Annotated in this window: 11 protein-coding genes; 2 read left to right on the top strand and 9 right to left on the bottom strand. The window is 55.9% G+C overall.

What is annotated here, in order from left to right:
- From OZX62_RS05395 to OZX62_RS05430, 8 genes are all read right to left on the bottom strand, one after another.
- On the bottom strand, window positions 1-1098 hold the full coding sequence (locus OZX62_RS05395) for a DUF917 domain-containing protein (RefSeq protein WP_277175227.1): 1098 nt from the start codon (window positions 1096-1098) through the stop codon (window positions 1-3).
- A 1-nt stretch (window position 1099) separates the two neighbouring features.
- On the bottom strand, window positions 1100-2479 hold the full coding sequence (locus OZX62_RS05400) for a cytosine permease (RefSeq protein WP_277175228.1): 1380 nt from the start codon (window positions 2477-2479) through the stop codon (window positions 1100-1102).
- An 88-nt stretch (window positions 2480-2567) separates the two neighbouring features.
- Window positions 2568-3380, bottom strand: coding sequence for a nitrilase-related carbon-nitrogen hydrolase (locus tag OZX62_RS05405; protein ID WP_277175229.1), 813 nt, complete (start codon window positions 3378-3380; stop codon window positions 2568-2570).
- A 22-nt stretch (window positions 3381-3402) separates the two neighbouring features.
- A complete protein-coding gene (locus OZX62_RS05410) occupies window positions 3403-4818 on the bottom strand; it encodes a cytosine permease (RefSeq protein ID WP_277175230.1) in 1416 nt (471 codons plus the stop codon).
- Window positions 4819-5175: 357 nt separating this feature from the next.
- Window positions 5176-5658 (bottom strand): peptide deformylase, encoded by a 483-nt coding sequence (gene def / locus OZX62_RS05415; protein WP_277175231.1) that lies wholly within the window; start codon window positions 5656-5658, stop codon window positions 5176-5178.
- Window positions 5659-5690: 32 nt separating this feature from the next.
- Window positions 5691-7736, bottom strand: coding sequence for an AMP-dependent synthetase/ligase (locus OZX62_RS05420; protein WP_277175232.1), 2046 nt, complete (start codon window positions 7734-7736; stop codon window positions 5691-5693).
- 93 nt (window positions 7737-7829) lie between these two features.
- The gene (locus OZX62_RS05425) at window positions 7830-8375 is read right to left on the bottom strand and encodes an Rv3235 family protein (RefSeq protein WP_277175233.1); all 546 of its coding nucleotides are present in this window, start codon (window positions 8373-8375) and stop codon (window positions 7830-7832) included.
- A gap of 233 nt (window positions 8376-8608) precedes the next feature.
- Window positions 8609-9733, bottom strand: coding sequence for a GuaB3 family IMP dehydrogenase-related protein (locus OZX62_RS05430; protein ID WP_277175234.1), 1125 nt, complete (start codon window positions 9731-9733; stop codon window positions 8609-8611).
- A gap of 148 nt (window positions 9734-9881) precedes the next feature.
- On the opposite strand from OZX62_RS05430, the gene OZX62_RS05435 reads away from it, so the two are divergent.
- Window positions 9882-11105 (top strand): NADP-dependent isocitrate dehydrogenase, encoded by a 1224-nt coding sequence (locus OZX62_RS05435; RefSeq protein ID WP_277175235.1) that lies wholly within the window; start codon window positions 9882-9884, stop codon window positions 11103-11105.
- 138 nt (window positions 11106-11243) lie between these two features.
- A complete protein-coding gene (locus OZX62_RS05440; RefSeq protein ID WP_277175236.1) occupies window positions 11244-12893 on the top strand; it encodes a hypothetical protein in 1650 nt (549 codons plus the stop codon).
- Between the two features lie 131 nt (window positions 12894-13024).
- On the opposite strand, the gene OZX62_RS05445 is transcribed toward OZX62_RS05440, so the two are convergent.
- Entirely contained in the window at window positions 13025-13774 is a 750-nt protein-coding gene (locus tag OZX62_RS05445) for a M23 family metallopeptidase (RefSeq protein ID WP_277175237.1), read from the bottom strand.
- Window positions 13775-13786: the final 12 nt, after the last annotated feature.

Genomic DNA, 13786 nt, shown 5'->3' on the forward strand with positions numbered 1-13786 from the left:
CTAAAGCTCGGATTGGATTGAGTCGAAGGGGATGTAATCGAGGTCGTAACCGAACCAGCGCGGTCCGGCCAGGTCGATGCCGGCCTGCGTATGCCAGACCTTGTCGGCTTCCAAGACGAGCAACAGAACACGCTTGCCGTACTTCAGATTTTCGGTGGTCACCGGGGTGAAGGTGTCGGCATCCACCATGCAGATCAGATCCGGAACGGTGGCGACAGCCTTGCCGTCAAGGTAGGCAATCAGGTTTTCGTTCTGGAACTCCACGGCGGCCTGATGTCCGCGGGAGGAACGGATGCCTTCGAGCTTGGCCAGGCCGTAGTTGAATCCGCCTTTCGTTTCACGGGTCACGTCGGCAATCTTTGCCTCGATGATGCCTTTGGCCTTCATCTTTTTCAGGAATGCCTCGCGAGGTGTGACGCCTTCTTCGTCGGCGATTTCCTTGATGGTGCGGATGGTGCGGCCGATGAAACGTGCCTTGGTGAGCGAATCTCGGACGGCGGCCCGTTTCATCGTCTTGCCGCTCATCAGCTGGCCGAGGGCGATGCCCTGACCGCCCATTGCGTCGACGGCCGCCCTGCCAAGGTTCTCCATCCAGTCGTTGTCGATGGTGGTGAGCATCGCGACATTGCCTTTTTCGTCCGCGAAGGCCATCGGCCAGGTATGGACGCCGGCGATATTATACGAATCCTGCTGCAAGCCCGGGAAGGCGCGACCCATGCCGTCCACGTTGACCAGCGGGATGCCGGCCACGGCCGAAGCGGCAACGGGGATGACCGAGTTCATGCCGCCTATTTCGGAGAGCACGAACGCGTTGAGGCTGTGACCCGTCTGTTCCTTCATGGCTTTGAGCAGATTGGGGAATTCGCATCCGTTGATGCCCTTTTCCGCCATTACGCTGGGCGCTCCGACACCGCCGATGGTGGCGACAATCCAATCGTCAGGCACCTCTTCGGCGTCGTAGAGATCGATGCTGCCCACCTTTTCCAAGGCCTGACGTGCGATCAGGCTTCCCCCATAGGGGTCGCCTCCACCGCCGGCTCCCAATAAGGAGGAACCGAGAGCGATATCGGGAATATCAGAAGAAACCAATTTTTGCATTTCATTCACCTTTGCGAGTCAATTGAATGGCGCCGGGGAATGCCGGCAGTTTCATGGCCTTGTATACCAAGACGTAAAGCAAAATCGAGACCACGATGCCGTTGACCGGCCCGAGGAAGAATGGGTGGTCAAGGAACGAGAGGGCAGGCACCGAAGCGAACGTGCCGCCGGTTATCAACGCGACGATGGAACCGCCGATGAACGAGACCAGACCGGGAACCGAGAACCCATCGAGTGGCTTGAAGTTTTCCGGACGCGCCTTGCGCACCAGCCAGTAGTCGGCGATCATGGCTCCTGCCAAGGCCGGAATCATCGCGGAAAGCACGGTGAGGAAGAGCTGGAAATAGTCCATGATGCCAGCCACCGCGAGGATGATGCCCAATATGCCCGAGATGGTCGTGGAGACCTTGTAGCCTTTGTCGCCCTTGTCTGCGATGACGGCAAATGCAAGCCCTGCGGAATAGGCATTGCTCACGTTGACGGACCAGGTGGACATGACCAGCGCGATCAGTGCCAATCCGGCCAATCCCATGGAGGCCATGATCTTGGAGATGTCGCCGCCTGATTCGGGCTTGACGATGGCGAGCATCGCTCCCATCACCAGAAGAATGACCATCGGAGGCCAGATGCCGATGATGCTGGAGAGCACCGCACCCTTACGGTCCTTGGCGTACCTCGAAAAGTCCCCGACCGTCGCCCCACCGACAGCGAAGAAACCGACCGCGATATTGATGCCGGCGACCAGACCGATGCTCTGCTTGGGCACGTAGGAGAAAAGACTGGACATGCCAGTGGTGGACACGGAAGTGAAAAGCCCGTATACACAAATGATGAAGAGCAGCGGCGCGGCGATATAGTTGACCCATTTGACACCATCGAAGCCAAGAACCGCGGTGATTAGCATCAGCAGGCCCAATACAATCTCGCAAATCTGTGGTGAGATCGACCAGCCGAATTTGGCGGCCATCAGCGAGAAGGACGAGCCACAGACGGCCGCCTGAACGCTGAACCAGCCGATAAGGCTGATGCCGATGATGATGGAGATGACGTAGCGGCCACCCTTGCGGCCCAGAGCCGCTGACGACATGGCCGAGGTCGGCAGGCCGGTGTCGGTGGCTTCCATAGCCACGAAGCACATGTAGGCCTCGATGATGCCGAATCCGATCAGCGCCGCCAGGAAGGCGTCGCGCAGAGTCAGCCCTGCGCCTAGAATCGCGCCGGTCATCAGTGTCGATACATTAATCGACTGGCCTATCCAGATCAGCGCGATTGACCACCAATTTCTTCTTTGATTTTGAGGCACATACAGACTGTTTTCCTTATATTCCGCCTCTGAGCCCTCCGAGGAATCAATTCCCGGCTGGGCTGACGTCGTCGTCATGAAGATACTGCTCCTTTTTATAAAATAATGTGACTTATTATTGTTTACTTATTAACAACAGATGCGATAATTCCGATCATGTGCGGCTTCAGGGAAGCAGCACATCCTGATAGAGTTCCGGACGTCGGTCGCGCAGATAAGGACTGGTCTGGCGGTTGGAGACCACCTTGGCCAAGTCGATGTCGACGCTCAGCACATCTTCCTTCTGCTCCTCAAGCTCGGCGATGACACGCCCGCGCGGATCGCAAACCCGGCTGTGGCCGCCCATATAAAGGTCCTGTTCCCGACCGTACCGATTGACCGCGGCGAGGAAAACCGTGTTTTCCAAAGCCCGGGCGGGGGTGTTGATGTTCCAGATGTCGTTATCCGGTTCGCACCAGGCCGAGGGACAGATTACAATTTGCGCGCCTTTGAGCGCCAACTCGCGTGCGACCTCGGGGAATCCCATGTCGTAGCAGATCATCAGGCCGACAGTGCCGAAGTCGGTATGGAAAACCGGCGTGCCGTTGCCGCCTTTGAAGTAGAAGCGTTCCTTGGCCCACAGATGCTGCTTGTCGTAGACCCCGGCGATATTGCCGTCCCGGTCGATCAGCACCGAACTGTTGAACGGAACACCAGGCAGGTCGTCGTGATAGAGCGCGATGGAAGCGACGACGTAGACCCTAGCCTTGCGCGCCGCCTCCCTCATCGCAGTGATGCTGGGACCATCGAGAGGCTCGGCAAGTTCGGTGATACGAGGACCGACCACATCGAGCTGGTAGCCGGTGCTGAACAGTTCGGGAAACACGATGATGTCCGCGTCCTGCTCTCCTGCAGCCTCGATAAGTTTCAATGCCTTGGCGACATTGGCTTTGGTGTCGCACAGTACGCTTTCGAACTGTGACAATACGATTTTCGCCATGCTTAAGCCCCGCTGTGTCTCTTCAGAGGACCTGGCTGGTGTGGGCGAACTCGATGGTCTTCACGCCCTTGACCTTGGCCATGATCTCCATGACCACCCAGTACAACAACGCGGAGATGATCAACGAATTGAGTCCGGGAATGCCGATGGAATAGATGCTTGTGATTTCACCGATCGCGAAGCCCAAGACCCAGACAATCAGGGACACCGGATTCCATTTTTCAACGCTGGAAGGCAGCGTGCCGGATGCACGCGTCGCTTCGAGATCCTTGCGTCCCTGACGACGGAGAATGTAGTAGTCGATGACCATGATGCCGGCAACCGGCGGAACCGCGACGCCCAGCAACGTCAGGAAGTTGGTGAAGTACTTGAGGATGCCGATTACGGAGAGGAAGGTTCCCACGATGCCCAGGCTCCAGACGAGGACGTTACGGTTGAGCTTGCGGTTGAACACGGCATTGATCATGGTGGAAAGCCCAAGCGAAGAAGAATACAGGTTGATGTCGTTGAGCTTGACCGTCGAGGTGATGACGATGATTACACCGACGATTCCCGAGGTCTTCATCATCATGTCGACCACATTGTTGGTGCCGGTGGCGTGGGCCAGAAGCACTGCCAGAAGGTTCATGCCCAACTCGCCGACGAACGTACCGATCAGAGTCATCCAGAAGACCTGCTTGCCGTTCTTGAGATAACGGCCATAATCGGGTGTAGCAATCGCTCCGGCAATGAATCCGCCGGTTACCATCGTCGTGGCCGCGCCAAGCGAAAGCGCCGGGCCAGGGGCGGGAGAAGTGAACAGCGTCATGAACGGAGTGGACTGGAAGACATGGAATGACGCGTAAAGCACGACGATGATGAACAGCGGCACCAGCACGGTTGCGAAATCGGCAATCGCATTGACTCCGAAGACCACGAGCAAGGTAATGGCCAGGCCGGTTACAATCGACCAGCCAGGCGTTTCGAACTTCCCCAGAAAATCGGTGAACGGGATGATGCTGGAAAGACCATTACCGAAAACCGAATTCTGAACGCCGAACCAGCCGACCATGGAAATGGCCATCACCCCGCCGAAAATGGCTGAGCCCATTTTGCCGAAACCTGTCCAGCGAGACAGAAGACTGGTGGAAAGTCCTTCGCGTGCGGCTGCGGTACCGAGCGCCCAGCTGATGATTTCAAGAAGTACCGAACCGAGCATCGTGGCCCAGAACGCACCCCAGAACGTCATGCCATAACCCAGGGCCGCACCGAGCACCAGCTGGGAGACGCAGCAAATGCTGCCGATACGGATCAGCAATATTTTCCAGAACGGTTTTTTCGCGTGGGCAGGTACTCTTGAAAGCGTGTAATCGTTGTCTTCGACGACCCCTTCTGAGCTGCTTTTTGATATATTCTCAGGCTGTGTGCCTGGCGTGTTTGATTTTTGAGCTGAAGACATCCCCTCATACCTTTCTTCTCAAAAGAGTGCCGAAACACCGAATTCGCATTATTAAGCAATCGATATGCATAATGCGGAAACAATAAAATGCACTTTTAAAAAAATATCATAAATGCAAATGAAACTAGGCATTGTGTCAAAATCTGAAATAATTAATAGATTTTTTATCCAAAACTGTATAAAAAGATGAAAATTATTTGTTTGCCTATAAGGTTTAGGAAAATATGGCCAGATATCGAAACAGCTGAATACTGTGAAGGCCGTGCTTGGCAAAAATCTGCCCCCAAAATGACGACTTGTCACACTGGGGGCAAATTGCAATCTGCTCTCTTTTCTTCAGATTGCAAACATATCCTGCTAATTCAGGGATCGCATGCGGCGCATGGCCTCGCGGCGTTCTTCCTTTTCAAGGCGATCGAGGTAAATGTGCCCGTCGAGATGATCGGTTTCGTGCTGGAGCATGCGGCCCATGATGCCGGTGCCTTCCACGACGATGGTCTTGCCGTCGAGATTGATGCCGCGAACACGGGCGTAATCGGCGCGACGGGTCTTGTACCAGAGTTTGGGAACCGAAAGGCAGCCTTCGTCGCCGTACTGCTCTCCCCTGGTCTCTTCGATGACCGGGTTCAGGACGTAACCGAGTTTGCCGTCGATGTTGTAGGAGAAAGCGCGCAGGCTGATGCCGATCTGGTTTGCTGAAAGTCCCGCGCGACCGGGATCATCGACCGTATCCAGCAAATCCTGCACCATGTTGCGCACCGCGGGGGTGATCTCGCGAATCGGTTCACACGGGGTTCTCAACACCGGATCGGGCACGACCCTTATTTCTCGTAACGCCAATGCACTGCTCCTCTTGATGCCTTAACGGCTGTTTACTTCTGGTCCGGCAAGTCTTTTCCTTCGGCATCAGCCTTTGGAGCTTTCTTCCAAGGATCCTCGCCCTCACGCTCGGCGTCATGCCCAGCCTCGTGTTCGGCAAGGCGGGCTCCGACATTCTGCTTGGCCTGTTCGTAGGCCTCGCGAACCTTCGGAGTGGCCTGACGCATGGATTCAGTGGTCTTGTCGATGAATCCTGCGGTGGCCGACGGTGCCGGCTTGACTCGCGTCTTAGGAGTATAGACCTGCGTGTTGATGAGATCGGCATAGTGTTTCAGGACCTCGCCACGCACGACCTTCATGCTCGGGGTAAGCATGCCGTTCTCCTGAGTGAACTGATCTTCGACGATGACGAACTTGCGCACGGATTCGGCGCGGGAAACCGAGCTGTTGGCCTGGTCGATATATTGCTGGACGTAGGCACGAACCGCATCGTTCTTGCAGATTTCGGCCATCGGCATGTTTTCATCCATGCCGTTGTTGGCAAGCCACGAACGCACCATTTCGGGGTCGAGTTCGATAAGCGCCGCGATGAAGGGGCGGCCGTCGCCGATGACCACGGCGTGGGAAACGATCGGGCAGGTGCCGATGGTGTCTTCCATCGGGGCAGGGCTCACGTTCTTGCCGCCGGCAGTGATGATGATGTCTTTCTTACGGCCGGTGATGTAGACGAAGCCGTCGTCGTCGATCTGCGCGATGTCGCCGGAATGGACCCAACCGCCCGGTTCCTTGGCTTCGGCGGTAAGTTCGGGCTGTTTGTAGTAGCCCAGGAAAACGTCCTCGCCGTTAATGAGCAGCTCATCGTCATCGGCAAGTTTGACGGCGATGCCGGTGCCCGGACGCCCGACGGCCCCGACCTTGTTGAAGTCTTGGAAGGCTACGATGCAGGGCGCGGCGGTTTCTGTCATGCCGTAACCCTGGATGAAGGTGATTCCGTCCATGCCGTTGAAGAAGTGCGCCAGATCGGCGTTCATCGGAGCACCGCCGCAGGCGACATACTTGAGGTTCGGGCCCAAGGCACTGCGCACCGAGGCTCCGACGGTCTTCATATAGAACTTGTGTTCCAGACGCTCGGCAAGGGTGTGTCCGCGCCCTTCCTGTCCGTCCTTCGACCACTTGACGAAATGTTTGAACGCCATGTTGAAGATGCGGCCCTGCAATCCGGCACCGGCTTTCTGTGAAGCGGCGTTGTAGACCTTCTCGAACACACGCGGGACGCCGAGCAGATAGGTCGGCTTGAACGTGCGCAGATCGGTCAGGAGATGCTTGGCGCTTGGCGTATAGCCGACAACACCCTGAGCGCCGATGGCGACGTATTGGATGTATCTGGCGAAGCAATGTGCCAACGGCAGGAAGAGCAACAATCGGCTCGGCTGGTAGAGCATATCATCGAGCACGGCCCAGCCGATGAATGTCGTGGAAACGAAATTGCGATGCGAAAGCATGACACCCTTGGGTGCACCGGTAGATCCGGAGGTGTAGACGATGGTCAGCATGTCGTCGGCACGCACGCGCGAAATGGCCTCATCAAGCTCTTCGTCGCTTACCGAAGTGCCGAAATCGGAGACGGCTTCAAGTCCGCCCTCTTGTAGGTTGAACACGTATTTGAGACCGTCACGGTCACGGCGGAATTCCTCAAGCGTCTGGGTGTGTTCCGCATCTCCGCCGAAAGCGACGATCGGGTCGACGTCCTCGACGATGCCCTTGGCCTGCTTGGGCGAATCCGTTTCGTAAATCGGCACGCTCACCGCACCGATGGCAGCGCAAGCGAAATCGACCACTCCCCATTCGTAGCTGGTGGCGGCGTAGATGACGACCATGCTTCCGGCCTTGGCTCCCAGCCCGATGAGACCCTTGGCGACCTTGCGTACGCGCTCAAGCATTTCACCGGCGGTGACGGTGTGCCATTGCTGGGTATCCTCATCGAGCCATTCGGCTATGGTTCCGTCCGGGTCCTTTCCGGCTCGCTTGGACAACAGGGAATAGATGGTGTCCTTATCGGTGGTTTTGGTGACAGGATCCAAATAGAATTCTCGCAACATAGATTCAACTATACGCAACCGTAACCCCAATGCTACGTTAGCGTAACTTTTAATACAATCCAATAATTACAGGTATCAGGCTTATTCTCCGAATCAACCGAGGTCAGCAGTGGTGCAAATCCATCGCGAACCGCTGCGGTGGAACACCAGCGTGACCCAGTAGGTCGACTTGCCTACGCATAGGCTGACGACTGTCTCGGTGGTATCGGGACTCACGAGCGTCGTGTATACCAGCATCGGTACGGCGGGAAGATAGCAGAGCTTGGCCTTTAGCTCCTGATGCGTGCGCAGATGGTTCTCCAACAGGTACGACATTGTTTCGAGACGTTGCACACAAGGGCCGCTTAGGGAATGCTGCAGCGTCTGCGGTGGCGTGCGTCCACGCACCACGTCCAGGCTCATACATGCCAGCCTGCACGAATTGAGGCTGGACTTGCGACATTCCGCTTCGCTAAGCGTTCCCGGATAACAGCGTGAAATATGGTATGGGACGGGCCGATTCGACAATTCGATGCGGATGGACCCGTCGTAAGTGGGCAATCCTGATTGCTGTGTGACCACCATCTGTTGCGGGTGCGTCTTCATACTCGACGGCTCTTGTGTCAGCGTCTGCGATCGTCCTTGTCTCTTTTCGTTCATCTTTGAACCTCCTTTGCTTTTTCGGTTAACGTCACTTTCCAGAGCAACAGAAATCGGCGGCAATGTCAAGAAACAAGAGGCTATTTCGGCAAAATTCAAGGTTTTCGGCGCTTTTTTGTGAAACCTTGAATTTTATATGATGGTAATACGTATAAATTGATGACTATCGAACAAAAGTGGGCTACCTGATTATGCAGGCAGCCCACTTACGATAGTTGATGATTATCGGTCAATCATCCCAAATGCGAAAGCGTGACCGCAACGTCGCAATGCTGGAAGTTCTTGAGATCGACGTAACCGGTCGAGGCCATGGCGCGGCGCAGGGCGCCGATGAAGTTGACCGAGCCGTCGGCGTTGTGGCTTGGCCCGAAGAGAATCTGTTGCAACGGAGCAACCGTGCCGACCTTCGTGCGCTTTCCGCGAGGAAGCGAGGGATGACGGGCTTCGGCACCCCAATGTGTGCCCTTACCGGGAGCCTCGGTGGCGCGCGCAAGAGGAGCCCCGAGCATCACGGCGTCGGCACCCATCGCCAAAGCCTTGACGAACGAGCCGGAAGTACCCATACCGCCGTCGGCGATAATCTGTACGTAACGCCCGCCGGATTCGTCCATATAGTCTCGCCGGGCCTCGGCCACATCGGCAATCGCCGTGGCCATCGGAGCGTGGACACCGATGGTGGCTCGCGTGGCGGAAACCGCACCGCCGCCGAAACCGACCAGCACGCCAGCCGCACCGGTACGCATGAGATGAAGGGCAGCCGTATAACTGGCCGCTCCCCCGACGATGACTGGAACATCAAGGTCGTAGATGAATTTCTTCAGGTTCAGCGGCTCGTGGCTTTCCGAAACATGCTCGGCGGAAACCGCTGTGCCCCGGATGACGAAGAGGTCGACACCAGCATCAACGACCGTCGAATAGAATTCCTGCGTGAGCTGGGGCGAAAGCGCACCGGCCACCGTAACGCCCGCATCACGAATCTCGTGGAGGCGCTTGGTAATCAGTTCCGGCTTAATCGGCTCTGCATAAATCTCCTGCAGGCGAGCCGTGGCATTGGCCTCGTCGAGCTGGCTGATCTCGTCGAGCAGTGGTTGCGGGTCATCGTAACGTGTCCACAATCCTTCGAGATCAAGCACGCCGAGGGCGCCCAGCTTGCCCATGGCGATTGCCGTGGCAGGGCTGGTCACCGAATCCATCGGGGCCGAAAGCACCGGAACGTCGAACTGGTAGGCGTCAATCTGCCAAGCCGTCGAAACGTCCTTCGGATCGCGGGTCCTGCGGGAAGGGACGATGGCGATATCGTCCAATGAATAGGCCAGACGGCCTTTTTTGCCCAAACCGATTTCAATTTCCTGAGTCATGGCTTTAAGATTACTTCCCCTATGTGACGAGCGACACGTAATCGGGAAGCGCGGGAAAGTGCGTCTCGCCAGTCAGTCAAAGCAACACCGATGACATATTTTGGCGCGATAATGGCACCATATTTTCATAAACGAAGAAAGGGCAAGTATGGAAAAAATCAAGGTCAAAGGGACGATAGCCGAGCTCGACGGCGACGAAATGACCAGAGTGATATGGAAGGATATCAAGAATCGCCTCATCCTGCCATACCTCGATGTGAATCTTGATTATTACGATCTCGGCATCGAAAACCGTGACGCCACCGACGACCAAGTGACCATCGATGCGGCCAACGCCATCAAGAAGCATCATGTCGGCGTCAAATGTGCGACCATCACCCCTGATGAGGCGCGTCTCAAGGAATTCAACCTCAAAAAAATGTGGAAGTCGCCGAACGGCACCATCCGCAACATTCTCGGCGGCACGATCTTCCGCGAGCCCATCGTCATTTCCAATATCCCGCGGCTGGTTCCGGGTTGGAAGAAGCCCATCGTCGTGGCAAGGCACGCCTTCGGCGACCAGTACAAAGCCACGGATTTCAAGGTCGGCAAACCGGGTCGCTTGACCGTCACGTTCACACCGGCAGATGGCAGCGAGCCCATCGAGCATGTCGTCTACGACTACCCCGGCGCCGGCGTGGCACAGGTGCAATACAATCTTGACGATTCCATCCGCGGCTTCGCACGCGCCTGCTTCAACTATGGGCTCATGCGGCACTACCCGGTCTACCTTTCGACCAAAAACACGATTTTGAAGGCCTACGACGGCGAATTCAAGGACATCTTCGCAGAAGTTTACGAGACCGAATACAAGGAGCGTTTCGAAGCTGAAGGACTCACCTACGAGCATCGTCTCATCGACGACATGGTGGCCAGCACGATGAAATGGCACGGCGGCTATATCTGGGCCTGCAAGAACTACGACGGCGACGTGCAGTCCGACTCGGTGGCGCAGGGCTTTGGCTCGTTGGGGCTTATGACTTCAGTATTGATGACGCCTGACGGCAAGACCGTGGAAGCCGAAGCCGCGCATGGCACCGTGACCCGCCACTATCGCCGTTGGCTTAAAGGCGAGAAGACCTCGACCAACCCCATCGCCTCGATCTACGCCTGGACCGGCGGGCTCAAGCAGCGTGCCAAGCTCGACGGGACGCCGGAAGTGGCGCGTTTTGCCGAAACGCTGGAACAGGTCATCATCAAGACCGTGGAAAACGGGAAGATGACCAAGGATCTGGCCATGCTCATTGGTCCAGACCAGCCTTGGCTTGACACTGAAGGCTTCATGGACGCGTTGGACGAAGGGTTGAAGAAGGAACTGAGCCAATCGCGTTAGCCATGAGTTGGTCACCAGTCAAAGTTCGATTCGGCGCCGCCGCATAGTAATCCAAGGATTCAAATGCGGCGGCGCTTTCTATTGGCCCCAGACTAATATCAATATCGTTGATACGAAGCGTATAAAGAAGGATAACTCATGACGACGCGCGGCAAGCATACCTTGGCACGTTTCCTGGCTTTCGCCACTGCTGTGGCTCTTTCCATGGTGTCAGCGGCTTGCGGCAACGGGCAGCAGGATGCGGGAACCACCTCAATCGACACCGACAAGGTGTCGGTAAGCTCGGCTGCGGCCAAAAGCAACGTCATGATCTTCACCCCCTCCGACGGCATCTCCATCTCCTCGCATACGCCGCTCAACAAATGGGCCAAGTTCGCCCCGGCCATCACCAAATCGTTGACCGATGCCGGTTTCCAATCCAAGAACATCAAAGTCAGGACCGACGGCACCTTGACCAAACAGAGCGACGACGTGCAGGACTACGTGGTCAACCAGCTTTCCTCCGCGTCCGATGACACCAACCGCCATACCACGTTGATTGTCGCACCGGCGACTTCCGGAAACAAAGGCAACGAGCAATACGGGGATTACGTCACCAATCCGACCGACGCCACGACATATGACACCGAAAAGCCTGCAAACGCGGGCAGCTCAACGGATGCCAACAGTAATGCGGATTCGAAAACATCATCGCCTTCCTCATCTTCCTCCGAGAAATCGAATCAAACACAGGACGGAAACGAGAAAGACAAAGCCGATGCGAAGGATGAAGCCACGGCAGCCAAACGTCTGGCGAAAACCCTGAAACTGGCGAAGAAAGCCGGAGCTCGCACCATCATCCTTGCCAACCCGTTGGCAGGGTTCAACCCGGATATTTTCGTCAGCATGTCCACACCACGTCAGATAGGCGCGCTACAGGCCCAGCAGCTCGTCTCGAAACTTGCCTTGGAAAAGACGACCAAAATGCATCCCAAAGCCGTCGAAGTCATGATTCCTGTCGGCGAAGATGACGACTCGACGAGTGACACAAGCGAGGCGTTCGCCGAAGAAGCCTTTGCCGGGATATGGGATGTGCTGCAGCCCTATTTCAAGGATGGCAGAGCCATTAGCCCGTCGAAGAGACTGACAGCGACCACGACCGACAAGGACTGGGAATCCGTTGCGTTCAAGGCCTCCAAAGCCGCTGAGGTAAAAACCGAACTGGACGCCAGACTCAACGGTTCGTCCAAAGACAGCAAGCCGCTTCATGTCGACGGCATCCTTGGTATGAACGATTTCGTTTCATCAGTAGTCGTCGATGAACTCACCAGTCTCAAATACACCGGTACTGCAGCCGACATCAATCCTGAAATCGAAGTTTCCGGCATTGTAGGAACGTTGACCGGCAAACACAATCTCAACAAGCAGGCTCCACCGAAGCCGAAGGACAGCAAACAGGACGCTACCGAAGGCGAAGAACAGGAGCAAACCGACGGCGAGGGCGACTTGTCTTGGCCGATCATCACCGGCTACGGCGCTTACACCGATATGATGCCCGACGTGGTCAACGGCAAACAGTGGATGACCGGCATGGAGGATATCCAAAAGCTTTCACATGACATCGCCGGTGCGACTGCCACCATAGAAGCCGGGAAAAACGTCACCGACCTTTCCTACGTCAAAGCAGCGACTATCAACGGCTCGAAAATGAACATCATCCATGAAAAGCCGATGGCCATCAGCGCCAGCAACCTGAAGCACCTGCTGATCGAACCTGGATATATTTCGCTGGCTGACGCGGGACTGTAAAACAAAGCCACTGCTGTAACTTATCTTGTAAGAGACTCATACCGGTTGTTGCCTGTCGGTTTCACAGCTGATAAAACTTTATCTTCACCTCGAACAGAACGATGGTTCTAATACCAAGCCGTACAAGTCGATCATGGAGAAACGGGCTTAAGCACTATTTTCCTTTTAGAAGCCATTTGTTGTGGGTCACGGTATTCTTTTCTGCTTTTCCGCACCCCCCAATGCACACAGATTCCGGTGCAATGGTCCGAAACGCCTTTCATTGTGCCAATCGGCATTCCCTTGACCACTGGTGTGCCTATCGGCAATAGCGTCTGAGCAGGTTCCAAAGTCAACGTGAGGCTTTTATGACGGATGCTGACCACTGATTTTCCCGCGACGATACCCACGAAACTGATGTAACCGCTGGCAGGGGCCAACAAAGGCGTATCCTCCACCGCAGCGATATCGACACCGCGATGGCCGGGACCCCAAACCTGCTTGGGCGCTTTGAACTTCCTGATAACCACATGCGGCAGCACTGGCCATCGCATATCGGCCTTGCAACCCTTTTCACTATGCATCGGCGGGTCCACCGATCCTATCGGCTCAATGAAGTCCAGCTGAGATTGGCGCAACGACGGCGCGGACATGTATGCGTCATTAGTAATTAGAGACGTTTTCTGCGTTGCATCGAATGTCTCTTCCGGCGTCTCGTTTGTCGCGGCCAACGCTTCATGACCCGAAATGCCGAAGCCTGCAAACAACACCGCACAAACCGCAAGAATCGTGATTAATCCCCAAACCAGACTGATCAGCCTTTGCCTGCGTTCCTCCTTCTGACGCCGCAACCGTTCCCGTCTGAGCCGCTGCTTTTTCCTATTGTCCATTATCACTGACATGCCTCCTTTCAG

This window comes from Bifidobacterium sp. ESL0690 (assembly GCF_029392315.1).
Lineage (GTDB): Bacteria > Actinomycetota > Actinomycetes > Actinomycetales > Bifidobacteriaceae > Bifidobacterium.

Excerpts from the sequence above, each read along its gene's own strand:
- OZX62_RS05395 (WP_277175227.1), bottom strand. The coding sequence starts at position 1,098 with ATGCAAAAATTGGTTTCTTCTGATATTCCCGATATCGCTCTCGGTTCC.
- OZX62_RS05400 (WP_277175228.1), bottom strand. The coding sequence starts at position 2,479 with ATGACGACGACGTCAGCCCAGCCGGGAATTGATTCCTCGGAGGGCTCA.
- OZX62_RS05405 (WP_277175229.1), bottom strand. The coding sequence starts at position 3,380 with ATGGCGAAAATCGTATTGTCACAGTTCGAAAGCGTACTGTGCGACACC.
- OZX62_RS05410 (WP_277175230.1), bottom strand. The coding sequence starts at position 4,818 with ATGTCTTCAGCTCAAAAATCAAACACGCCAGGCACACAGCCTGAGAAT.
- OZX62_RS05420 (WP_277175232.1), bottom strand. The coding sequence starts at position 7,736 with ATGTTGCGAGAATTCTATTTGGATCCTGTCACCAAAACCACCGATAAG.
- OZX62_RS05425 (WP_277175233.1), bottom strand. The coding sequence starts at position 8,375 with ATGAACGAAAAGAGACAAGGACGATCGCAGACGCTGACACAAGAGCCG.
- OZX62_RS05430 (WP_277175234.1), bottom strand. The coding sequence starts at position 9,733 with ATGACTCAGGAAATTGAAATCGGTTTGGGCAAAAAAGGCCGTCTGGCC.
- OZX62_RS05435 (WP_277175235.1), top strand. The coding sequence starts at position 9,882 with ATGGAAAAAATCAAGGTCAAAGGGACGATAGCCGAGCTCGACGGCGAC.
- OZX62_RS05440 (WP_277175236.1), top strand. The coding sequence starts at position 11,244 with ATGACGACGCGCGGCAAGCATACCTTGGCACGTTTCCTGGCTTTCGCC.
- OZX62_RS05445 (WP_277175237.1), bottom strand. The coding sequence starts at position 13,774 with ATGTCAGTGATAATGGACAATAGGAAAAAGCAGCGGCTCAGACGGGAA.